Annotated in this window: 20 protein-coding genes; 15 read left to right on the top strand and 5 right to left on the bottom strand. The window is 74.4% G+C overall.

The genetic code is table 11. The features are described 5' to 3' along the window. Positions 1-12: 12 nt before the first annotated feature. The 4 genes from IEY37_RS19350 (at position 13) to IEY37_RS19335 (ending at position 3,923) form a co-directional block, all read left to right on the top strand. On the top strand, positions 13-924 hold the full coding sequence (locus tag IEY37_RS19350; protein ID WP_229674664.1) for an ABC transporter permease: 912 nt from the start codon (positions 13-15) through the stop codon (positions 922-924). Further along, positions 912-1,802, top strand: a complete 891-nt coding sequence (locus tag IEY37_RS19345; protein ID WP_229674663.1) for an ABC transporter permease — start codon at positions 912-914, stop codon at positions 1,800-1,802. The genes IEY37_RS19350 and IEY37_RS19345 overlap by 13 nt, the downstream gene beginning before the upstream one ends. Positions 1,803-1,896: 94 nt before the next feature. Beyond that, positions 1,897-2,991, top strand: coding sequence for an ABC transporter ATP-binding protein (locus IEY37_RS19340; RefSeq protein WP_268238037.1), 1,095 nt, complete (start codon positions 1,897-1,899; stop codon positions 2,989-2,991). 83 nt (positions 2,992-3,074) lie between these two features. Then, positions 3,075-3,923 carry an inositol monophosphatase family protein gene (locus IEY37_RS19335; RefSeq protein WP_229674662.1) on the top strand — a complete coding sequence of 283 codons (849 nt, stop codon included), beginning with the start codon at positions 3,075-3,077 and terminating at the stop codon, positions 3,921-3,923. Positions 3,924-3,963: 40 nt separating this feature from the next. Here the strand turns inward: IEY37_RS19335 and IEY37_RS19330 are convergent, their stop codons facing one another. Continuing rightward, on the bottom strand, positions 3,964-5,325 hold the full coding sequence (locus IEY37_RS19330; RefSeq protein WP_188944561.1) for a glycoside hydrolase family 1 protein: 1,362 nt from the start codon (positions 5,323-5,325) through the stop codon (positions 3,964-3,966). A gap of 398 nt (positions 5,326-5,723) precedes the next feature. Between IEY37_RS19330 and IEY37_RS19325 the strand changes: the two genes are divergently transcribed. The 5 genes from IEY37_RS19325 (at position 5,724) to IEY37_RS19305 (ending at position 10,864) form a co-directional block, all read left to right on the top strand. Then, the gene (locus tag IEY37_RS19325) at positions 5,724-6,608 is read left to right on the top strand and encodes a sigma-70 family RNA polymerase sigma factor (protein ID WP_188944560.1); all 885 of its coding nucleotides are present in this window, start codon (positions 5,724-5,726) and stop codon (positions 6,606-6,608) included. Positions 6,609-6,728: 120 nt separating this feature from the next. After that, on the top strand, positions 6,729-7,697 hold the full coding sequence (locus tag IEY37_RS19320) for a cation diffusion facilitator family transporter (RefSeq protein ID WP_188944559.1): 969 nt from the start codon (positions 6,729-6,731) through the stop codon (positions 7,695-7,697). A 174-nt stretch (positions 7,698-7,871) separates the two neighbouring features. Beyond that, entirely contained in the window at positions 7,872-8,264 is a 393-nt protein-coding gene (locus tag IEY37_RS19315; protein ID WP_188944558.1) for a DUF7793 family protein, read from the top strand. Then, on the top strand, positions 8,248-10,011 hold the full coding sequence (locus IEY37_RS19310; protein WP_188944557.1) for a putative bifunctional diguanylate cyclase/phosphodiesterase: 1,764 nt from the start codon (positions 8,248-8,250) through the stop codon (positions 10,009-10,011). Before IEY37_RS19315 ends, IEY37_RS19310 begins: the two co-directional genes overlap by 17 nt. 67 nt (positions 10,012-10,078) lie before the next feature. Beyond that, positions 10,079-10,864, top strand: coding sequence for an SAM-dependent methyltransferase (locus tag IEY37_RS19305; RefSeq protein WP_188944556.1), 786 nt, complete (start codon positions 10,079-10,081; stop codon positions 10,862-10,864). 55 nt (positions 10,865-10,919) lie between these two features. Here the strand turns inward: IEY37_RS19305 and IEY37_RS19300 are convergent, their stop codons facing one another. The 4 genes from IEY37_RS19300 to IEY37_RS19285 form a co-directional block, all read right to left on the bottom strand. Further along, the gene (locus IEY37_RS19300) at positions 10,920-12,140 is read right to left on the bottom strand and encodes a potassium channel family protein (protein ID WP_229674661.1); all 1,221 of its coding nucleotides are present in this window, start codon (positions 12,138-12,140) and stop codon (positions 10,920-10,922) included. Positions 12,141-12,266: 126 nt separating this feature from the next. Continuing rightward, on the bottom strand, positions 12,267-13,175 hold the full coding sequence (locus tag IEY37_RS19295) for a proteasome assembly chaperone family protein (protein WP_188944555.1): 909 nt from the start codon (positions 13,173-13,175) through the stop codon (positions 12,267-12,269). Between the two features lie 289 nt (positions 13,176-13,464). Further along, positions 13,465-14,352, bottom strand: coding sequence for a formyltetrahydrofolate deformylase (gene purU, locus IEY37_RS19290; protein WP_188944554.1), 888 nt, complete (start codon positions 14,350-14,352; stop codon positions 13,465-13,467). Beyond that, the gene (locus IEY37_RS19285) at positions 14,349-14,843 is read right to left on the bottom strand and encodes a DUF2505 domain-containing protein (RefSeq protein WP_188944553.1); all 495 of its coding nucleotides are present in this window, start codon (positions 14,841-14,843) and stop codon (positions 14,349-14,351) included. Before IEY37_RS19285 ends, purU begins: the two co-directional genes overlap by 4 nt. 136 nt (positions 14,844-14,979) lie before the next feature. Here IEY37_RS19285 and IEY37_RS19280 point away from each other — a divergent pair, with 136 nt between their 5' ends. The 6 genes from IEY37_RS19280 (at position 14,980) to IEY37_RS19255 (ending at position 22,010) form a co-directional block, all read left to right on the top strand. Then, entirely contained in the window at positions 14,980-16,101 is a 1,122-nt protein-coding gene (locus IEY37_RS19280) for a UDP-N-acetylmuramate dehydrogenase (RefSeq protein WP_229674660.1), read from the top strand. Between the two features lie 270 nt (positions 16,102-16,371). Beyond that, a complete protein-coding gene (locus IEY37_RS19275; protein ID WP_188944551.1) occupies positions 16,372-17,736 on the top strand; it encodes a L,D-transpeptidase in 1,365 nt (454 codons plus the stop codon). A gap of 70 nt (positions 17,737-17,806) precedes the next feature. Further along, entirely contained in the window at positions 17,807-19,210 is a 1,404-nt protein-coding gene (gene mshA, locus IEY37_RS19270; RefSeq protein WP_188944550.1) for a D-inositol-3-phosphate glycosyltransferase, read from the top strand. Further along, the gene (locus IEY37_RS19265; protein ID WP_229674659.1) at positions 19,207-19,875 is read left to right on the top strand and encodes a type III secretion system chaperone family protein; all 669 of its coding nucleotides are present in this window, start codon (positions 19,207-19,209) and stop codon (positions 19,873-19,875) included. Before mshA ends, IEY37_RS19265 begins: the two co-directional genes overlap by 4 nt. A 267-nt stretch (positions 19,876-20,142) precedes the next feature. Beyond that, positions 20,143-21,171 (top strand): DUF4349 domain-containing protein, encoded by a 1,029-nt coding sequence (locus tag IEY37_RS19260; protein ID WP_188944549.1) that lies wholly within the window; start codon positions 20,143-20,145, stop codon positions 21,169-21,171. A gap of 95 nt (positions 21,172-21,266) precedes the next feature. Next, positions 21,267-22,010 (top strand): phosphoglyceromutase, encoded by a 744-nt coding sequence (locus IEY37_RS19255; protein WP_188944548.1) that lies wholly within the window; start codon positions 21,267-21,269, stop codon positions 22,008-22,010. Positions 22,011-22,070: the final 60 nt, after the last annotated feature.

The raw sequence follows: 22,070 nt of genomic DNA, 5'->3' as shown, positions 1-22,070 counted from the left end.
GACGAGACCGTCGTGAGCGCTCCGGCCGCCCCGGTCGCCGCCACGCCGACGCCGGCCCCCGCGCCCACCGGGCGCGGGGGTCGGCGTCGGGGCAGCGCCTTCGTGGGCACCGTCCCGTTCCTGCTGTACACCGGCCTGTTCCTGCTGCTGCCGACGGCGATCATCCTGATCGGCTCGTTCCAGGACGGGTCGGGGGGCTTCACCCTGGCCAACATCAAGGCCATGGGCGACCCGGCCACGATGGACGCCCTCTGGAACTCCGTCGTGCTGTCGCTGGTCACCGCCGTCGTCGGCGCGGTGATCGGCGGCGTGCTGGCCTACGTGCTGACCACCGGCGCCCCCGGGGGCGCCCTGCGCCGACTGGTGACGGCGGCCTGCTCGGTGCTCGCGCAGTTCGGCGGTGCGTTGCTGGCGTTCGCCTTCATCGCCACGCTCGGGACCAACGGCCTGGTCACCCGCGCGCTGGCCAGCAGCCTGGGGATCACGATCGACCCCAACTACCTCAGCACGCTGTCCGGGTTCATCCCGGTGTACCTGTACTTCCAAATCCCCTTGATGGTGATCGTGTTCCTGCCCGCGGTGGACGGCATCCGGCCGCAGTGGCGGGAGGCGTGCGAGACCCTCGGCGGGTCCACCTGGGCGTTCTGGCGGCACGTCGGCGGGCCGCTGCTGCTGCCGCCGTTCCTGGGCTCGGTGCTGCTGCTGTTCGCCAACGCGTTCTCCGCCTATGCCACCGCCGCCACCCTGGTCAGCCAGTACAACCCGTTGATCGCGCTGCAGATCCGCGGTGCGCTGATCTCCGAGACCGGTCTCGGCGCACCCAACTTCGCCAAGGCGTTGGCCCTGCTGATGGTCCTGGTGGTCGGGGTCATGATGGCGCTGTACTACCTGCTGCAGCGGAGGGCCTCCCGATGGCTGAGATGACCGGGACGAGCGCGCCGCTGGTGCAGGCGGAGTCGCCGCTGGCCCCGCTCCGGCCGGCGCGGTCCGGGCCGCGGCTGCGGGCGGCTCGGCGCCGGAGGCAGGCGGCGATCCGCTGGGTCGTCGTGGTGCTGGTCCTGGCGTTCTTCGTGACGCCGATGGTGTCGATGGTCGACTTCACCACGCGCCTGCTGTCCGGCAAGCGGTCCGGCATCGCCTGGCGCAAGGTCGTCGACTTCGGGCAGCTGGACCCGCAGGCCAAGGACCTCCTGGTGGACGGCCTGCGGACGTCGCTGATCCTCGCCGTGCTGACCGTGGTGATCATGGTCGTGCTCCTGGTCCCGACGATGACCTGGGTGCGGCTGCGGTTGCCCGGGATGACCCGGACGATCGAGTTCATCTGCCTGCTGCCGCTGATCATCCCGGCGATCGTGCTGGTGGTCGGCTACTACCCGATCTACCGGTTCATCGGCCAGCACTTCTCGACCAGCTCGGTCTGGCTCGCGCTGGCGTACGGCGTGCTGGTGCTGCCGTACGCCTACCGGGCGCTGGACGCCGGGCTGTCCGCCATCGACGTCAAGACCATGTCCGAGGCGGCCCGCAGCCTGGGGTCGTCGTGGGCGGGCGTGATGTGGCGCATCGTGGTACCGAACATCGCCACGGCGATCGCCGGCGCCGCGTTCCTGTCGGTGGCGCTGGTGCTCGGCGAGTTCACCGTGGCGTCGCTGCTGTCCAAGAACAACCTGCAGACCTCGCTGGTGCTGGTCAGCTCCGCCGACCCGCGCTTCGCGACCGCAATGTCGCTGGTCGTGCTGCTGCTGGCGTTCCTCTTGCTGTTCGTGCTGACGTTCGTCGGCAACCGCCGGCGGGCCCGGCGATGACACCGCGGGACGCGACACGGACACCGCGGGACGCGACACGGACACCGCGGGACGCCTGCCGGGCGCCCGCCGCCGATCCCCGAAGGAGGGCCGCGTGACGGCCACGACCACCGCAGGACCCGCCACCGCGACCGAGCGGACCGGGGTCCGGGTGCAGCTGCAGGATCTGCGCCGCAGTTTCGGCGACGTACGGGCCCTGGACGGCATGCGTCTGGACATCGACCCGGGTGAGCTGGTGGTGCTGCTCGGGCCGTCCGGTTGCGGCAAGACGACCGCGCTGCGGGTGCTCGCCGGGCTCGAGGACGCGGACAGCGGCGCGGTCGTGGTGGACGGCCGGGACATCTCCGGGGTGCCCACCAACAAGCGGGACATGGGCATGGTGTTCCAGGCCTACTCGCTGTTCCCGCACATGACGGCCAGGGACAACGTGGCCTTCGGGCTCCGGCTGCGCGGTCAGGGCGCCGGGGAGCGCCGGCGGCGCGCGGAGGAGTACCTGGAGCTCGTCGGCCTGGACCACCACGCCGACCGGTACGCGCACCAGATGTCCGGCGGTCAGCAGCAGCGCGTCGCGTTGGCCCGCGCGCTGGCCATCGCGCCGAAGGTGCTGCTGCTGGACGAGCCGCTGTCGGCGCTCGATGCCAAGGTGCGGGTGCAGCTGCGCGACGAGATCCGCCGGCTGCAGCTCGAGGTCGGCATCACGACGCTGTTCGTGACGCACGACCAGGAGGAGGCGCTGGCGGTCGCCGACCGTGTCGGGGTCATGCGCGAGGGCCGCATCGAGCAGATCGACGCGCCGGAGGTCATCTACTCGCGGCCGGCCACCGCGTTCGTCGCCGCGTTCATCGGGCTGACCAACCGGCTGCCGGGGCACGCCTCGGGCGACACGGTGACGGTGCTCGGGTCCCGGGTCCCGATGCTGCCCGGATCGCCGGCCTCCGGGCCGGTGACGGCCCTGGTGCGGCCCGAAGCCGTCCGGCTCGCTCCGGCCGCCGACGCCGCGCCGGACGCCGGCCGTGCGGTCGTCGTGGCGACCAGCTTCCTGGGTGCGCACGGCCGGGTGCAGGCGCGCCTGCAGGATGGCACGCTGCTGGTCGCCCAGCTCCCCGTCGCCGACATCGTCGCGCTGCAGGTGGGGCAGCAGGTCGCGGTGCAGGTCGTGCCGACCCCGGTGCTGGCGACGGCCGACTGAGCGCCGTCCGGCCCCGGGCCGCTCGCCGCGGGCGGTGCGGGGTCGGCGCCGGGGCGGGCCGATGGCCCGGCGAGGATGGCGGCATGACCGACACCCCCGACCGGGCCACCGCCGCCGAGCCCGCGAGCACCGCCACCTCCGCCGGCACCGACCCGGTGGACCTCGCCGCCCTGCTGGAGCTGGCCGTGACGGCTGCCCGGGCGGCCGGGCAGGAGCTGCTGCAGCGCTACGGGCACGTCGAGGGGCTGGCGACCAAGTCGACGGCGACCGACCCGGTGAGCGACGCCGACCGCGCCTCCGAGGCGCTGCTCGTCCGGATGCTCACGCAGCAGCGCCCGGCGGACGGGCTGCTGGGCGAGGAGGGCGCCTCCCGTCCGTCGACGTCCGGCATCACCTGGGTCGTCGACCCGCTGGACGGGACCGTCAACTACCTCTATCAGCTGGACAACTGGGCGGTCAGCGTCGCCGCCCAGGACGAGGCGGGCAGCGTCGTCGGGGTGGTGCACGACCCCCGCCGCGACCTGACCTACACGGCGGTGCGCGGTGGCGGGGCGCGGTGCAACGGGCGGCCGCTGGCCGTCAACGACCCGGTCCCGCTGGACCGGGCGCTGCTGGGCACGGGCTTCGGGTACAGCGCCGAGCGGCGACGGCGGCAGGCCACCGTCATCGGCGGGGTGCTGCCGCGGATCCGGGACATCCGGCGCATCGGTTCCGCCGCTCTCGACCTGTGCGCGGTCGCCGCCGGCACCCTCGACGCCTTCTACGAGGAGGGCATCCAGCTGTGGGACGTGGCCGCCGGCGGCCTGGTGGCCACCGAGGCCGGCGCGGTGGTGTCCCACCTGCGGCTCACCGACGCGCCGACCGGCTACCTGTTCGCCGGACCCGCGCTGCACCCCGATCTGGAAGCGGCGCTGCGGGCCGCCGGGTCCTGAGGCGCGGCCGGGCCGACGTGGGGCCCGGTGCCGTCCGGGGTCAGCGGCTCCGCGACCGGGACAGCAGCTGCCGCAGGTACTCGAAAGCGGGGCGGATACGCCGGGTCCCGTCCGGGTCCACGGCGACCAGCCCGTAGCGCTGGGTGTAGCCCTCGGCGCCCTCCCACCCGTCGGTGAGCGAGCGGTGGAAATAGCCCTCCACGTCGACACCGTCGGCCCGCGCCGCCAGCGTCGCCGCGAGATGCTCGTGCAGGTAGCGGATCCGGTCGTCCGTGCCGTCGCCGCCGGCGACATCTGCCCGACCGTCGCCGCCGGCGACATCTGCGAACGAGCCGCCGCTGTCGCTGACCACGATCGGCGGCAGGCCGGGGTGGCGGCGGGCGAGCGTGCGCAGGGCCGCGGTGAGCGCCGCAGGCTCGATCGCGGCCCCGGCATCGGTCGCCGCCCCTGCGGGGTCGACGAGAGTGAACGGCACGCTGCGGTTGCCCGGCGCCGCCGCGACGGTCAGCGGCTGGTGATGGTCGACGCCGTAGAAGTCCAGTGGCGCCGAGATCACCGCCAGATCCCCGTCCTTCACCATATCGACCTCCCGGAACCATGTCTCCAGCGCGCGAGGCAGCCGGCCGTGCAGCACGGGGTCGGCGACCGAGCGGTTGAGGAACGCGTCGAAGGCGGCGGCGGCCCACCGGTCGGCGTGGGCCGGTGAGGCTGCCCGGATCACGGCGTGCTGCACCGCGATGCCCACCCGGCGGGCGCCCGCGGCCCGGAGGGCGGCGACCGCCCGGCCGTGGCCCAGCAGCTGGTGGTGCAGCACCGGCAGCGCGTCGCCGAGCAGCGTCAGGCCGGGGGCGTCGACCCCGGCGGCGTGGCCGAACACCATGTGCTGCCAGGGGTCCGCGAGCGTGATCCAGGCGGCGACGCGGTCGCCGAAGCGCTCGGCGAGGAGACCGACGTAGTCGGCGAAGCGGTCGGCGGTGTCCCGCACCAGCCATCCACCGGCCGCCATCAGCTCGACCGGCAGGTCCCAGTGGTAGGCGCACAACCACGGCTCGATCCCCGCCGCCAGCAGTCCGTCGAGAACCCGGTCGTAGTGAGCCACCCCGACCGGGTCGCCGTGGGGACGCCCGGCGCTGGGCGACACCCGCGACCAGGACACCGAGAAGCGGTGCGCATCAGGGCCCAGCAAGCGCAGCAACGCGAGATCGCCATCGGCATGCTTGATGTGGGAGATGCGCTCGGATCCGGTGGATCCGTCGGCCGTCCGGCCCGGGGCCGCACCGACGACGTCCCAGATGGACGGGGTGCGGTCACCGGCGTCGGCGGCGCCCTCCACGCGGTACGCCGCCGACGTGGTGCCGAGCAGGAACCCGCTGGGCAGCACCAGCGCGTCGCGGTCAGCCATCGTCCCGGCTCCGGGCGTCCCGCCGGCGGGACCTGCTGTGCGGCGTGCTGTTCCATGAACGTTCAGGCGCCCGGTCGGACCCTCCGTCCGGCGGCCGATGCGCCGGCACCGTCCCGCCGGGCGCCGGGCCACGGCGGGCCCCGCCCGGGCCGGCGTCCGGCCGGTGGAGCCGGCGGACGGCCCGCGCCGATCGGCCCGGCCGGCCGCGGACCACCGCCCCGGACAGCGCTGTGAACTGCGACGACGCTCGTCCCACCGGTGCACCGCCTCCTCCCGCCGGGCCGGGCGCGCTGCCGTGGTCGTGGACCCGCGGCAGCGGCCCGGGAAAAGTGGGAGTACGGTCGTGGCACTGGTCCAGCAGAGCGCCAGTAGTTCTCTCCCGATCGAGGAGACTACTGATGTCAGCATTGCCTGTACTGCCCGTGGAACCGGTGGCAACGCCGCGCCCGCAGCACATCCGCCTGGTGGTCGACCACCGCCGGGGCCAAGGATCCGCCGACCGGCAGCAACCCGGAGCCGGGGATCGCAGGGAACGAGTTCGAGCACTGCTCGAGAAGGTCGCCGAGTGCACCGATCCGCAGGAACTGAAGGCCCTGCGCGACCAGGTGGTGCTCGAATGCCGTGGCGTCGCCTCCGCGGTCGCCGCCCGGTACCGCGGAAGAGGCGTCGACCGTAACGATCTCGAGCAGCTGGCCAACCTGGGGTTGGTCAAGGCAGTACGCCGGTGGCAGCCGGGACGGAGCGAGGACTTCCTCCAGTTCGCCGTCCCGACCATCGCCGGTGAGATCAAGCGCTACTTCCGCGACCACTCCGCGGCGGTGCGCCCCCCGCGGCGGATCCAGGAGCTCCGGGCCGCGCTGACCTCCAGCGAGGACGAGCGCCCGGTGGGATCCGCGGACGACGACGGTCACGCCGCCGACGGCCGGTCGGACGATGCGCGGCGCGCCGAGGAGCTCGGTGTCAGCGAGGCCGCCATCCGCGAGGCCAGGGAGGCGGTGCGGCTGTGCCGGCCCATCTCGCTGGACGCGCAGTCCGGCTGGGGATGCCCGATCGCCGACACCTGGGGTTCGGAGGACGAGCGCATCACCCAGATCGAGGACCGCATGACGGTCCAGGTCCTGATGCGGTCGCTGTCCCCCCGCGAGCGGGAGATCGTTCGGATGCGGTTCGTCGAGGGCATGTCGCAGGCCCGCATCGGCGAGTGCATCGGGGTGAGCCAGATGCAGGTGTCCCGCCTGCTGCGGTCCATCACCAGCAAGCTCTACCAGGAACTCGCGAGCTGACGGCTTCCGGGACGGGCGCGGGTGCAGAACGTCGCCCGCGCCGTTCCGGACGTCGCCGCACCCGGTCGAGCGCCGGTGCAGGATGGTCGGTGTGCAGTCCAGTCACCACCGGTCCGCGTCATGACCGCCCCTGACGGCGGGCACCACCCTGCCGGGGGCGGGCACGCGGGCCACTCGCACGGTCCGGCTCCGCGGTCGGCCGACGGCACCCCGTCCCCGTCGGCGCGGTTCCGTGGCCGACTGGCGGCCACGTTCGGCCTGACCGCGGCGCTGTTCCTGGTCGAGCTGGTCGCCGGGCTGCTGTCCGGTTCGTTGGCCCTGGTGGCCGACGCCGGCCACATGGCCACCGACGTGCTCGCGCTGGGCGCTTCGCTGGTCGCGACCCGCATCGCCGGTCGTCCCGACGGCTCCGGCCGGCGCACGTACGGGAGGTACCGGGCCGAGGTCTTCTCGGCCGGTCTGACCGTGCTGTTGATGGTCGGAGTCGGTGTCTTCGTCGTCGTCGAGGCGGTCGACCGGATCGGGACCCACCCCGAGGTGGCGACCGGCGTCATGCTGGTCGTCGGCGTCATCGGCCTGCTCGTCAACCTGGTCGGTCTGATGCTGCTCCGGCAGGGGTCGACCGAATCGTTGAACGTCCGCGGCGCCTACCTCGAGGTCCTCGGCGACGCCGCCGGCTCGGTCGGTGTGCTCGCCGCGGCGGCACTGATCCGGTGGACCGGCAGCAGCGTGTGGGACGTCGTGGTCGCTGCGGCCATCGGGGTCTTCGTGCTGGTGCGCGCCGTGTCGCTGGGACGGTCGGTGCTGTCCGTGCTGGGCCAGCACGCGCCGCAGGGCGCCGACCTGGACCGCATGCTGGGCGACCTGACCGCGGTGCCCGGGGTCGCCGCCGTGCACGACCTGCACGTCTGGGCGCTGACGTCCGGCATGGACGTCGCCACCGCGCACCTGGTGGCCGAGCCCGGCGCCGACCACCACCATGTCCTGGACGCGGCCCGGGACGTGCTGGCCCGCGACCACCGCATCATGCACGCCACCCTGCAGGTCGAACCGGCGGACCACACGGCGTGCGGGGAGATCGGCTGGTAGACCGCAGGCTTACCGAGCACGGCGGGGCCGACGGTCGGGGCCGGCCACGATCGCGGCGATGTGGACGGACCGCCCGTTTCGGGCTCCGCCCCGACCTATCATCGGCGGCGCGGCCGGTGTCCGGATGCGCCACGGCGCACCCGGCGGCGGCTGCCGCATGGGGAGGGGAGCGCCGTGTCCGCAGCCGAGTCGTCGCCGGAGCCGGAATTCACGGTTCGGATCGACGCCGACGGCAGTGTGCGGCTGCGCTGGCGGCGCGGGCTGACCATCACCGGTGAGGCCGCCGAGGCGGCGATGGCCGAGGTGAACCGCGTCTGCGGCGAGACCCGCCGCCCGATGCTGGTCGACATGGCGACCACCGAGGCCGTCGAGCGCCGTGCCCGGACGGTGTTCCTGCGTCCCTGCCAGGCGAATCGGATCGCCCTGCTCGGCCGGTCGCCGGTGGATCGGGTGATCGCCAACTTCATCGTCGGCGTCAGCAACATGCCGTGCCCGACGCGCTACTTCACCTCGCAGCCGGACGCGCTGCGCTGGCTCGGTGTGGTCGCCGGTGACCAGCCGGACTGAGGACCAGCGGCTGGAGGCCGTCGTCGACCTGATCGTGCAGCTGGCGTCCGGCGACCTCGACGCCCGCGGGTCGACGTCGCCGGACCGGGACACCATCGACGCCGTCATCACCGGCATCAACCTGCTCGCGGGCGAGCTGCAGGCGCTCTACCAGGACCTGGAGTCCCGGGTACGGGAGCGCACCGGACAGTTGGAGCAGGCGCACGAGGACCTCGCGCGGATGGCGCTGCTCGACCCGCTGACCGGGCTGGCCAACCGGACGCTGCTGGCGGTCCGGACGTCGGCGGCCCTGGACCTCGCCCGCCCGGCGCGGACGGAGGGCACGGACGGCACGGAGGGCACGGACGGCACGGACGGCACGGAGGGCACGGAGGGCACGGACGGCACGGACGGTCCGGGCGCGCCGGCCGGCCCCGCCGGCGACGTGCCGACCGGTGACCGGGACGCCGGCCCGGTGCGGCCGCCGGCGGGACGCGGCCCGCGGCCCCCCGCCCTGCTGCTGGTCGACCTCGACGAGTTCAAGACGATCAACGACAACCTGGGGCACGGCGCCGGCGACGCCGTGCTGCAGGAGATCGCACAGCGGCTGTCGGCGGTGGCCAGGCCGGCGGAGACCGTGGCGCGACTGGGCGGCGACGAGTTCGCCGTGCTGGCGCCGGACGCCGACGACGACGCCGTGCTCCGGCTCGCGGACCGCATCCTGTCGGCGGTCGGCGTGCCGATCGAGCTGCGGGAGCGGACGGTGGCCACCGGCGCGAGCATCGGGGTGCGGCTCGGGGAGCCCGGGCTCGACGCCGAGATCCTCATGCGCGACGCCGACATCGCGATGTACGCCGCCAAGGCCGCCGGCCGCGGCACCGTCCGGGTGTTCCGGCCGGAGATGCAGCACCGGATGCTGCGGCGCCTCCAGGCTTCGTCCGACCTTGCCAGAGCGGTGGCCGACGGAGAGTTCCGGCTGGCGTTCCAACCGGTGGTCGACCTGGCGACGCACCGCGTGGTCGGTGCGGAGGCGCTCGTCCGCTGGCAGCACCCGGAGCGCGGCCTGCTGCAGCCGGAGGAGTTCATCGGGCTGGCCGAGGAGTGCGGCCGGATCGGCGAGGTCGGGGAGTGGGTGCTCCGCGAGTCGCTCACGCAGCTGGCCCGGTGGCCGGACCTGCTGGCGGCGCTGCCGCACTTCCGGTTGCACGTCAACGTGTCGGCGGTCGAGGTCGGCAGGGTCCGGTTCGACGAACGCGTGCTCGAGGAGCTGGCGGCCGCCGGGGTGGAGCCGTCGCGCGTGGTGCTGGAGGTCGCCGAGACGGCGCTGCTGCACGACGACGGCCAGGCCACCCGGGCACTGGCCCGGCTGCGCGGGTCCGGCGTCGGCGTCGGCATCGACGACTTCGGCACGGGCTTCTCGTCGCTGAGCTACCTGCGGCGGCTGCCGATCGACACCGTCAAGCTGGACCGGTCGCTCACCGCCGGGCTGGACAGCGACCCGGATCAGCGGCCGTTCCTGGCCGCGGTGCTGCAGGTGATCAAGGCGGCGCAGCTCGGGGTGATCGCCGAGGGCATCGAGACCCGGCGGCACTGGCAGGTGTTGCGGGACCTCGGCTGCGACCGCGGTCAGGGATACTGGCTCGGCCGACCGGTGGACGCCGAGCGCTTCCGAGCGACGGTCGGCGTGACCCGTTCGGTCCCACCCGCGGTGGACGGTGCCTCGGCCCCGTCCCTGCCGACCCGGGACCTCGCCGGGCCGTTGTCGTGAGCACCGTGGCCCGTGGGCACCTGGTCGTCGTGGGAGCCGCCGGGCGGACGCAGTGGAGGGAGGACCCATGCGGCGCGCGCTGATGATCCCCCGGGTGGCGACGATGGGCGCCGGCGTGCCGCGCGACTCGGTCCGCGCCTGGGAACGGTATTGGTCGGAGATCGAGTCCACCGGCGACGGCGGGCAGGTGCTGTGGGACTCCGCCGACGACGCGGAGCGCCAGTTCTACCGGACGCTGATCGACCGGCACCTGGAGCCCGGGCTGCCGGCGGTCGATCTGGGCTGCGGCAACGGGCGGTTCGCGCGCTGGCTGACCGGCTGGGCGCCGAAGGTGCGCGGCGTCGACGTCTCCGCCGCGGCCGTCGAGCTGGCCCGTCGCGAGGCGTCGGCCGAGGGTGCGCCCGAGTCGCTGGACTGGGACGTGCTCGACGCCACGGACACCGACGCCGGCCGCCGGCTGCACCGGGAGCTGGGCGACTGCCACGTCTTCGTCCGCGGCGTGTTCCACGTCCTCGCACCTGCCCAGCGCCGCCTGCTCGCCGCGACGGCGCGGCTGCTGGTCGGTGCCCGGGGCCGGGTGCTGCTCGCCGAGACCAACTTCCCGGGGTCGGGCCTGGCCTACCTCGAGCACCTGGGCGCGGGCCCACGGCACTTCCCGAGCCCGCTGGAACGGGCCATCCGCCGGCTGCCGCGGCCCGGTCACTTCGGCGCCGCGGAGCTCCGCGACGCGCTGGTGCCCGCCGACTGGACCGTGGTGGAGGAGGGCGACGTGATGATCCGGACGGTGCCGCTGCGGACCCCCGGCGTCCCGGTGCAGATCCCCGGGTACTGGGCGGTGCTTGCCGGGCGCTGACCGGGCATCCGCGTCCGGCACCGGTCGGGGCCGGCCGGGCGGGGCCGGCGAGCGGTCAGGCGTCGCCCGGTTCGCGGTCGGTGTGGTCCCGGCGCTGCGCGGCGCTCGGGCGGCGGATCGCCGGCCGGGGCACCGACCGGCTCGGCGGCACCACCGGCGTCGTCCCGGACGCGGCCCGCGCGCCGGTGCCCGGCACCGACGAGACCCCGGACGAGGCCGCGGGACCGGCGTCCTTGGTGCTGGCGTCGCGGGCTGCCGGCCCGTTGCCGGAGATGACCACGATGACGTCACCGGGCTGGAACACCTTGACGCCGCCGGAGTCGAAGCGGTGCGCGACGCCGTTGCGGATGACCGTCAGGACGATCTCGCCCTGGGCGGTGAGCCGCGCCGGGGAGAGGCCGACGTCCTCCGGGCGCACCACCCGCTCGGTGATGGCCAGACCCGCCATGGGCTCGAGCAGGTCCTCGATCACCTCGCCGGCGTTCGGGGCGGAGATCGACAGGCCGAGCATGCGGCCCGCCGACTCCGCGGTGGGGATGACGACGTCCGCGCCGCCCTGCCGCAGCACGCCGATGTTCTGCTCCTCGCGGGCGGCCGCGGCGATGGTCGCCGTGGGCGCCAGCCGGCGGGCGGTGAGCGTGACCAGCACGTTCGTGTCGTCGCGGTCGGCGGCGACGATGATGCGCTCCGCAGTGGGCACCGCGGCCTGGCGCAGCACCTCCTCGCGGCGGGCGTCACCGAGCACCGCGACGCAGCCCATCGCGCCGGCGCCCTTGACGTTGCCGCCGTTGGTGTCCACGACGACGATGCTCTCGGCGGGGTAGCCCTGGTCGATGAGCGCCCGCGCGGCCGACCGGCCCTTCGTGCCGAAACCGATGACGACGGTGTGCTGCTTCACGCGTCTCCTCCAGCGCTGGAACCGGAACAGCTGGCGGCTGCGCTCGGTGAGCACCTCGATGGTGGTGCCGACCAGGACGATCAGGAACAGGAACCGCAGCGGCGTGACGAGCAGGATGTTCGTCAGCCGGGCCGACTCGGTGACCGGGGTGATGTCGCCGTAGCCGGTGGTCGAGAGCGTGACGGTGGCGTAGTAGAACGCGTCGAGCAGCGTCCGCACCCGGCCGTCGCCGTCCCGGTAGCCGTGACGTTCCAGGTACACGACGACGGCGACCACGACGATGCAGGCGACCGCGACGAAGAGCCGCACCACGATCGCCCGTACCGGACCCCGGTCCCGCTCGGGGAACAGGATGCGCGAGCGCACGTCGTCCGGCACAAGGCCGCACACTACTGGGCGGCCGTGCTGCAGGGTCGCACCCGACGGGGCGGTGCGGGGGACGACGCAGCCGCGGGTGCCGGGCCGGGTCCGTCCGGCGGGCCGGCGGGTGGTGGAGCCGGCGGGTCAGCCCCGGTCGCGCTCGGCCAGGAAGGCCTCGAACTGGGCGCCCAGCTCGTCGGCCGTGGGCAGCGGGGCCGACTGCGCGAGCAGGCCGCGTCCGGTCGCGGAGACGAAGGCGTCGTACTGGTCCTCCAGCGCCTTGACGACCTGGGCGACCTCGGCGTTGTCCCGCACCTGCTCGGCCAGCTGCTCCTGCACCCGGGCGGCGGACTCGTCCAGTCCGGCGGTGGGCAGCAGCAGCCCCGACGAGTCCGCGAGCGCCTGGATCAACGTCCGGGCGGTCTCCGGGTACTCGGAGCGGGCGATGTAGTGCGGCACGTGGGCGGCGAAGCCGATGGCGTCCCGGCCGGCCTGGCCGAACCGGTACTCCAGCAGGCCCGTCGCATGCCCGGGCACCTGCACGGTGCCGATCCAGTCCTGCGCGGTCTCGACCAGCCCCGGCCGGGTGGCGTGCACCGACATGCCGGTCGGCCGGGTGTGCGGCACGCCCATCGGGATGGCCATCAGGCCGACGGTCAGCCGGACGGCGAACCGGTCGGCGATCTGACCGACGGCCGCCACGAACGCCTCCCAGCGGATGTCCGGCTCCGGCCCGGTGAGCAGCAGGAAGGGGGTCTCCGCCTCGTCGCGCACCAGGTGGATCTGCAGGGCCGGGGCGTCGTACTCGGTGAACGCGTTCTTGCTGAAGGTCAGCGTCGGGCGCCGGGACCGGTAGTCCAGCAGGGCGTCGACGTCGAAGGTGGCGACGACCGTGTGCGGCAGCACCGAGAGCAGATGCGACACCGCGAGGCTCGCCCCGGAGCCGGCGTCGACGTACCCGTCCAGGCCGTGCACGAGCACCGGGTTGGCCAGCTCGTCCAGCTCCGGCACCTCGAGGTGCAGCTCGTACAGCTCGCCCGGTTCTCCGAACATCGCGTCACCCTCTCTCGCGCCCCGCCGGCCGGGTCGTCGTCCCGCGACGGCGTTCCCGCCATTGTCCCCCGCCCCGAGCCGCGGCGGGTCGTGCTCCGCAGCGGCCACCGGCCGGCGGTCGTAGCCGACAACCGCGCGTCCCGCGGCGGCATTCCCGGACCGCAGGATCCGCCGTCCGCCCTCCGCCGTCTGCCCGTGCCGGGTGCACCGGGTCCCGCGGACGGGCGGTGCGGACGGCGGTGCGGCCCGGCGAGGCCGGGCGGGGTGCGGCAGGGGTGCGGCTCGGCCGTCAGCGGAAGACGATGGTGCGGGTGCCGTCCAGCAGCACCCGGTCCTGCAGGTGGTACTCCAGACCCCGGGCCAGCACCGCCTTCTCGATGTCCCGCCCGCGCAGGGCCATGGCGGCGGCGGAGTCGGTGTGGTCCACCCGGATGACGTCCTGCTCGATGATCGGCCCGGCGTCGAGCTCGGCGGTGACGTAGTGGCAGGTCGCGCCGATGATCTTGACACCGCGCTGGTGCGCCTGGTGGTACGGCCGCGCGCCGCGGAAGGACGGCAGGAAGCCGTGGTGGATGTTGATCAGCCGGCCGGCCCAGTGGTCGCACAGCTCCGGCGGGACGACCTGCATGAACCGGGCCAGCACCACCGCGTCGGGGTCCTGCCCGTCGACCAGCGCGCGGATCCGGTCGAAGGCGGAGCGCCGGCCGGCGTCGTCGCCCGGCACCGGCACCGTCTCGAACGGCACGCCGAACATCCGCGCCACCGGCGCCAGCCGGTCGTGGTTGCCGATCACCAGGGCGATGTCGGCACCGAGCTCGCCGGCGTGCCACCGCGACAACAGCTCGTAGAGGCAGTGGCCGGCGGTCGACACCAGCACCACCACCCGCTTGCCCACCCCGGTGTCCGTGACCTGCCAGTGGTCGGCGCCCAGGTCGGCGGCCACGGCGCCGAAGCTCTCCCGCAGCCGCTCCACCCCGCCGGGGACCGAGCCGGCCCGGATGACCTGCCGGGTGAAGAAGCGGCCGGAGTCCGGGTCGGAGTGGTACGCGGCCTCCACGATCCAGCCGCCCAGCTCGGCCAGGAACCCGGAGATGCGGGCGACGATCCCGGTGGTGTCCGGGCAGCTCAGCGTGAGGACCGAGCGCCGGTCGGCCTCCCGGTCGCCGGCCGGGGTCACGCCTGCAGCGAGCGAGCGGTGTACTGCGCCTCCCGCTCCAGCAGGGTCTGCACCCGCTCGACGACGATCGACTCGATCTTGCCGCCGAACAGCGGGACCGGGACGGTCGCGGTGCCGGCCACGGTGAGCGTGCTGCCGCCCGGCGCCGGCGCGATCGTCATCGTGCCCTTCATCGACGCGGGAGCGCCCTTGACGACGACGCCGAAGTCGGCGGCGTAGCCGTCGCCCTCGGCGCGCCACCGCTCGGTGCGCTCGGTGACCGGGTCTCCGTTGATCATCGCGGACACCATGCTGGGCAGCACGGACGCGGGAATGGCCTCGCGGGTGACGAGCGTGGTGACGCCGTCCGCGGTGTCCACGCTGACCACCTCGGGATCCTGACCGCCGGTCTGGGTGAGCCGGCCCTCCAGGAAGGCGCGGTCGGTCATGAGAGCGAAGACCCGGTCCGGGGGAGCGGGGAATTCGAACGTCGACGACATCGGGGTGGGCACGGGGCACTCCTGTCCTCGGGGGCTGCGGCACGGCCGGGCGGCCACCCGGTGCCCCGGGGCCGGTCCCGGCACACCCGGCGGCACCCGCCGGCCTGCGCCGCGAGGTCGAACCTACCTGCCGCACTACCCTGCGCAGGTGCCCCGCACCACCGCCGGCGTCCGCCTCGCCGACCTCACGACCCTGCGGCTGGGTGGTCCCGCCCGGTCGCTGGTCACCGTCACCGACGAGGCGGAGCTGGCCGACGCCCTCACCGACGACGCCCTGGTCCTCGGCGGCGGCTCGAACCTGGTGGTGGCGGACGCCGGGATCGACGCCCCGGTCGTGCGGATCGCCATCCCGGGGATCACCCAGGACAGCGGCGACGGGGATGCCGACACGGTGACCATCGGCGCCGGCGAGAACTGGGACGAGGTGGTGCAGCGGCTGGTCGACGACGGCAGGTGCGGGCTGGCGCCGCTGTCCGGGATCCCGGGCTCCACCGGCGCGACGCCGGTGCAGAACGTCGGCGCCTACGGCACCGAGGTGTCCGACCTGCTGGTGTCCGTGCGGGTGGTCGACCGCCGGACCCGTCGCGCGGCGACCCTGCCCGCCGCCGAGCTCGGACTCGGCTACCGGACGTCGGCGCTGCGCGGCACGGGCCTGGCGGTGGTGACGGCGGTGACGTTCCGGCTGCCCCGGACGCCGGCCCCGGTCCGGTACGCCGAGCTGGCGCGCGCGCTGGGCGTGCAGCCCGGCGAGGTGGCCGACGAGCGGGACGTGCGCGAGGCCGTGCTCACCCTGCGGCGGTCCAAGGGGATGGTGCTGGACCCGGCGGACCCGGACAGCCGCAGTGCGGGTTCGTTCTTCACCAATCCGATCCTGGACGCGGCCGGGTGGGCGGCGGCCCGGGACCGGATCGCCGAGCGGCTGGGCGACGTCCCGGTGCCGCACTACCCGGCGGGCGAGGGCGTCAAGCTGTCCGCGGCCTGGTTGATCGAGCGGGCCGGGTTCCACCGCGGGCACCGAGGACCGGGCGGTCGGGTGGGGGTCTCCGGCAAGCACACCCTGGCGCTGGTCACCCGCGACGGCGGCACGACCGCGGACCTGGTGGAACTGGCCGCCGACATCCGGGACCGGGTGCTGGACCTGTTCGCCGTCCGGCTGGAACCCGAACCGGTGTTCGTCGGGGTGGCCCTGCCGACCACCGACCGACGACCGCCGACCGCCGACCGACGACCGACGACCGCTGACCGCCGACCGCCGACCGACGACCGCTGACCGCCGTCCGCCGACCGCTGACCGCCGTCCGCCGAACGTCGCTCGTTGAGCGCTGTCCGGTCGCCGCTGTGCTCCTGCTGTCCTCCGGCTCGCCTGCCCGCTCGCCGTCGCCCCGCTGCCGTCCTCGGCAGGACAGCGCGGACAGCGGGGACCAGCGGCCGGACCGGCCCGCTCCGCCGCGACCGACGACGACCACACGCCCCGGCCCGTAGCCTGGAAGGTCGATCGGGCCGGACGGTCGGATGGCCGGAGGACGAGAAGAGGGCGGGCGTGGTCAGAGGTCGGGCGATCGGCGGTTCACGGCGGCGCGGCGGGCTCCTGGTGGGGGTGCTGGTGACCGTGCTCGCGGCCGGGGCGTGCACCAGCGCGAACGAGGACCGGGTCGTCACGGTCACGGTCAACCCGGGCCAGCAGACCAGCTCCCAGGTGACCGTCCCGCCGCAGACCGGCACGGCCGGGACCGGCGACGGAGGCGGTGCCGCGGCGACGACCGGCAGCTCCGACCCGTCGACGGGGAGCACGAACAACGGCGTCCGGGTCACCAGCAAGCCCAGGTTCGGCACCAAGAACATCGCCCCTAACGAGCCGGTCGTGATCACCGTGTTCTCCGGGCAGATCCAGAAGCTGCAGCTGATCGGCGACGACGGGTCCCGGGTCGACGGCAAGATCTCCGCCGACAAGGCGACCTGGACCAGCACCGATCGCATGGACTACGGCATCACCTACACCGCGGACGGCGTCGCCAAGGCGGTTCTGAACGGGGCTGCCGTGCCGATCAGCGGCACGATCAGCACGGTGACGCCCAAGAAGACGATGGGCATCCAGATCAACATCCCGGACGGTGGCACCGTCGGGATCGCGGCGCCGATCATCGTGACGTTCCTGGGGCAGGTCGCCGACAAGGCGGCCGCCGAGGCCGCGCTCAAGGTCACGACGTCCGCCGGCGACGCGGTGCAGGGCAACTGGGCGTGGGTGCAGGACGAGGACTTCCAGCGGCTGGGCTACAAGCAGTCCCAGGCGCACTGGCGCCCGACCAAGTCGCCGGAGAGCCCGACGCCGTACTGGCCGGCCGGGACCAAGGTGACGTTGCAGGCCGACCTGCGGGGCGTCGACTACGGCGGCGGGGTGTGGGGTCGCGAGGACGTGGTCTCGCGGTTCTCGATCCGGCCGGACGCGCAGATCGTCAAGGCAGACGCCGCCAGCCACCGGTTGGTCATCACGGTCGACGACAAGGTGGTGAAGAACTACGCCGTGTCCTACGGCAAGGAGTCGATCCCGGGTCGCGGCACGCTCAACGGCATCCACGTGGTGACCAACAAGTATCCCGAGTACGCCATGTGCAACCCGCAGTTCGACTACTGCAACGCCAAGGAGAAGTGGGCCGTCCGGATCAACAACAACGGCGAGTTCATCCACGAGAACCTCAAGGCGCAGGCAGCCTTCGGCATCGCCAACGTCTCGCACGGCTGCGTGAACATGGGTGAGCCGGACGCCAAGCAGTACTACGACTCCGCGATGTACGGCGACCCCGTCGAGGTGACCAACACCGGCGGTCCGGCCATGAGCGAGGCCGACGCCCTGTACGACTGGATCTACACGCCGGACGAGTGGAAGGCGCTGTCCAAGCTCGGCTGACGCACGGGTGCGGGGCCGGCCGGGATGCCGGTCCGCCCGGGCGTCCGTCCGGCGTGGGTACGGTGCAGGCGTGACCGGAGCGAGCTCGTCCAGGCCCGCCGGCGCACCGATCCGCAGGCTCGCGGTGCTGTGCCTGCACACCTCGCCGCTGGAACTCCCGGGCACCGGCGACGCCGGCGGCATGAACGTCTACGTGGCGCAGACCGCCCGCCGCCTGGCGCAGCGGTCGATCGAGGTGGAGATCTTCACCAGGGCGACGTCCAGTCGGCAGCCGCCGTCCGTGCAGCCGTGGCCTGGGGTCACGGTGCGGCACGTGGTGGCCGGGCCGTTCGAGGGGCTGGCCAAGGACGACCTGCCGGGCCAGCTGTGCTCCTTCGCCGCCGGTGTGCTGCGGGCCGGCGCCCGCCGCGAGCCGGGGGCGTACTCGCTGGTGCACTCGCACTACTGGCTGTCGGGGCAGGTCGGCTACCTGGTCAAGGACCGGTGGGGAGTCCCGCTCGTGCACTCGGCGCACACCCTGGCCAGGGTGAAGAACCTGGCGCTCGCCACCGGGGACCGGCCCGAGCCCGCCGGTCGGGTGATCGGCGAGGACCAGGTGCTGGCGGAGGCCGACCGGTTGGTGGCGAACACCGGCGTGGAGGCGGACCAGCTGCGCGAGTTGTACGGCGCCGACCCTTCGCGGGTCGACGTCGTCCCGCCGGGGGTGGACACCGATCTGTTCACCCCCGGGTCGCGCGCAGCCGCGCGGGCCGCGTCCGGACTGCCGGCCGACGAGGTGCTGCTGGTGTTCGCCGGCCGCTTGCAACCGCTCAAGGCCCCGGACCTCTTGATCCGGGTCCTGCCGGTGCTGCTGCGCCGGTACCCGGGGACGCGGTTCCGGGTCGTCGTCGCGGGCGGCACGTCCGGCTCCGGTCACCGCACCGACCGGGACCTGCGGGCGCTGGCCGGGTCGCTCGGCGTCGTGGACCTGGTCGAGCTGCGCCCGCCCATGCCCCCCGAGCAGCTCGTGCAGCTGTACCGGGCGGCCGACGCGGTGGTCGTGCCGAGCCACAACGAGTCGTTCGGCCTGGTGGCGTTGGAGGCGCAGGCTGCGGGTACCCCGGTGGTCGCGGCGGCCGTGGGCGGGCTGCCGGTCGCGGTGGCCGACGGGGTCTCCGGCGTGCTGGTGCGGGACCACGACCTCGGCCGCTGGGCGGACGCGATCGCCGGCGTGGTGCTCGACCCCGCCCGCCGGGCCGCGCTGGCCGCAGGCGCCGTCCGGCACGCCGCGCGATTCTCCTGGGAGGCCACCGTCGACGGGTTGCTCGAGACGTACCGGCGGGCGGTGCAGCCGCCGCCGGGCCAGGTCGGCGACCGCCCCGGTCGCGACGGTGACGTCCGCGCCGCCAGGGACCACGGTCGGCCGGACGCGGTCGGCGGGGACGGTGCCGGCCGGACCGGCGCGCCGGTCGGCTCCGGCCGGGTGGCGCGGTGACCGCGTCCGGGCCTCTGACCGGTGGCGACCCGATGACCGGCGCGAACCCGGTGACCGATCCCGACCTCGTCGCCGACACCGACGCGATGACCGATCCCGACACGGCGGGCGGTGTGCCGGGCCGGCTCGACGACCTCCCCGACGACGGCCGCTGGAGTCCGGACGCGCGCCGCGTCGGCCGGGCGCTCGCCGCGCTGGGCGTCGACGCCCGGCCGGAGCCGCCCGACGCGTTCCTGCTCACGCTGCCGGGCGAGCGGCGCTACCGGACGCTGGTGTGGTTGCTGGTCGGGACGCACGAGCTGCTGGTCGAGTCGTTCGTCTGCCGGCGGCCGGACGAGAACGCCGACGGCGTCCACCGCTTCCTGCTGCAGCGCAATGCCCGGCTGCGGTCGGTGGCGTACGCCATCGACGCCGACGGCGACATCCACCTCGTCGGTCGCGTCGGCCTGCGACCGCTCGCCGACCCCGCGGTGCTCGCCGACGAGCTGGACACCGTGCTCGGAGTCGTGCTGAGCACCTCGGACGAGGACTTCAACCAGATCCTCGAGCGCGGCTTCGCCGGCGCCATCCGGCGGGAATGGGCCTGGCGGACCGAGCGCGGTTACGCGGTGAAGAACCTGCAGGCGTTCCGCCACCTCATCGGCCCGGACGCGACCGGAGGCTGACCCGCCGTCCGGGATCCCGGACGACCACCGGCCGGGACGCCGCACGTGCCCCGCAGTCCCCGGCGGCCGCGGCGCCGCCCGTATCCGCGGCTGAACACGTCGCTGCCCGTCGCCGACTCCGGTGCTGCCGCCCGGACGGCCCCTCACCGGTGCGTCCGGGTGCCCGACCCGTTGCCGGATCGTGACGCGGCGCCGTGCAGCCCGCGACCGCGGTCGTTCCGTCCGGCCTCCATCGGGGGTGCCGCCCCCACGCGAGGGAGGTCGTCGATGACCGCACGCCGCAGGGCCGCACTGTGCGCGGCCGCGCTGTCCGTCGGGCTGCTCGGCCTGGTGGCCGCCTGCACCGGCTCGAACTCCGGCGCGGGCGCCGCGTCGTCGTCGTCGTCCGCGGCGTCGTCGGCCGCGACGGAGAACGTCGCGGCCGGCGGAGCCGCCCGCGCCCCGGCGTCGTCGTCGTCCTCCAGTGCCGCGCCCTCGGCCGGATCGGCCGCCGGCCGGGCGACCGGCGCCGCGGACGCCGGTGCCGTCCTGCAGGGGCCGGTCGGGCGGCAGGTGATCAAGACGGCTTCGGTCGACGTGACCGTCGACGTCCGCAGTGGCGGGCGCGGCGCGGCGGCCGACAACCAGCTCGTCGTGGACGCGGTCGGCGCGGCGTACGACAAGGTACAGACCCTGGTCGGGTCGCAGGGCTTCGTGGGCGCGGCCACCAACCGGGGAGCCACCGCCAGCGTCACGCTCCGCGTGCCGGTCGCCGACTACGGGACCGTGCTGTCGGCACTGCAGGACTACGGCCGGGTCACCGCGAGCACGGAGAAGGCCGACGACGTCACGGGTCAGGTGGCCGACCTGACCGCCCGGGTCAAGACCATGCGGGCGGGCGTGGACTCGGTACGGACGCTGCTGACCAAGGCCACCCGGATCCAGGACATCATGGCGATCGAGTCGGAGCTCAACCAGCGGCAGGCGGACCTGGAGTCCATCGAGGGCCAGCTGGCCGCGGTCTCGAACCAGGTCGCGCTGTCGACGATCACCGTCAACCTGCAGGGCCGGCTGGTCGGGGTCAAGCCACCGGCGCCGGCGCCGGCGCCGCCACCCGGCAAGAGCGGGTTCGCCGCCGGCCTGACCCACGGCTGGGATGCCCTGAAGGCGTTCCTCACCGGCGCGGCCGCGTTCCTGGGCGCGGTGCTGCCGTTCCTGCCGCTGCTCGCGGTCGTCGCGGCGGTGGCCCTGGTCTGGCGCCGGCACGTCCTGCGCGCCCGCCGGCCGCAGCCGCGGCCTGCCGAGCCCGCCGGCTGATCGGCACCCGAGGCCCCACACCACTCCCGGCGACCGGCGGGCCACCCCGCGCCCGCCGGTCCGGCAGCCGCGGCCACTGCGGCAGACTGATCGCCATGTCCTCGACGTTGATCCTGCTCCGCCACGGCGAGAGCACCTGGAATGCCCTGAACCTGTTCACCGGCTGGGTGGACGTGCCGCTGTCGGAGCGGGGGCAGGAGGAGGCCCGCAAAGGCGGCGAGCTGCTGAAGTCGGCCGGTCTGCTGCCGGACGTGGTGCACACGTCGCTGCTGCGCCGCGCGATCACCACCGGCAACCTGGCCCTGGACGCGGCCGACCGGCACTGGATCCCCGTCCGCCGGACCTGGCGGCTCAACGAACGGCACTACGGGGACCTGCAGGGCAAGGACAAGAAGCAGACGCTGCAGGCCTACGGCGAGGAGCAGTTCATGCTGTGGCGCCGGTCCTACGACGTGCCGCCGCCGCCGATCGCCCCGGACAGCGAGTTCTCGCAGGCCGGCGACCCCCGCTACGCGGACCTGGGGCCGGAGATGCCGACCACCGAGTGCCTGGCGGACGTGGTCGCCCGGCTCGAGCCCTACCTGCGCGGACCGATCGCGGACGACCTGCGTGCCGGCCACACCGTGCTGCTCGCCGCGCACGGCAACTCGCTCCGCGCCGTGGTGAAGCTGCTCGACGGCATCGGCGACGAGGCCATCGCCAAGGTCAACATCCCCACCGGCCAGCCGCTGGCCTACGAGCTGGACGCGGATCTGCGCCCGGTGACGGCCGGCGGCACCTACCTGGACCCGGAGGCCGCTGCGGCCGCGATCACGGCGGTCGCGAACCAGGGCCGCTGACCCCGGCGGCCGCCCGGCCCGGCAGGCGCACCGGGCGGCCGCCGGGCCCGGGTGAACGTC

Origin of the sequence: Nakamurella endophytica, from assembly GCF_014646215.1 — a bacterium.
Taxonomy (GTDB): Bacteria; Actinomycetota; Actinomycetes; order Mycobacteriales; family Nakamurellaceae; genus Nakamurella; species Nakamurella endophytica.
The sequence above is the reverse complement of the archived record's forward strand: the minus strand, read 5'-3'. Positions and strand labels throughout refer to the sequence as shown.

Bases quoted from the DNA above. Each gene is read 5' to 3' on its own strand.
- IEY37_RS19345 (WP_229674663.1), top strand. From the start codon at position 912: ATGGCTGAGATGACCGGGACGAGCGCGCCGCTGGTGCAGGCGGAGTCG.
- IEY37_RS19335 (WP_229674662.1), top strand. From the start codon at position 3,075: ATGACCGACACCCCCGACCGGGCCACCGCCGCCGAGCCCGCGAGCACC.
- IEY37_RS19330 (WP_188944561.1), bottom strand. From the start codon at position 5,325: ATGGCTGACCGCGACGCGCTGGTGCTGCCCAGCGGGTTCCTGCTCGGC.
- IEY37_RS19325 (WP_188944560.1), top strand. From the start codon at position 5,724: ATGTCAGCATTGCCTGTACTGCCCGTGGAACCGGTGGCAACGCCGCGC.
- IEY37_RS19320 (WP_188944559.1), top strand. From the start codon at position 6,729: ATGACCGCCCCTGACGGCGGGCACCACCCTGCCGGGGGCGGGCACGCG.
- IEY37_RS19305 (WP_188944556.1), top strand. From the start codon at position 10,079: ATGCGGCGCGCGCTGATGATCCCCCGGGTGGCGACGATGGGCGCCGGC.
- IEY37_RS19295 (WP_188944555.1), bottom strand. From the start codon at position 13,175: ATGTTCGGAGAACCGGGCGAGCTGTACGAGCTGCACCTCGAGGTGCCG.
- IEY37_RS19260 (WP_188944549.1), top strand. From the start codon at position 20,143: ATGACCGCACGCCGCAGGGCCGCACTGTGCGCGGCCGCGCTGTCCGTC.
- IEY37_RS19255 (WP_188944548.1), top strand. From the start codon at position 21,267: ATGTCCTCGACGTTGATCCTGCTCCGCCACGGCGAGAGCACCTGGAAT.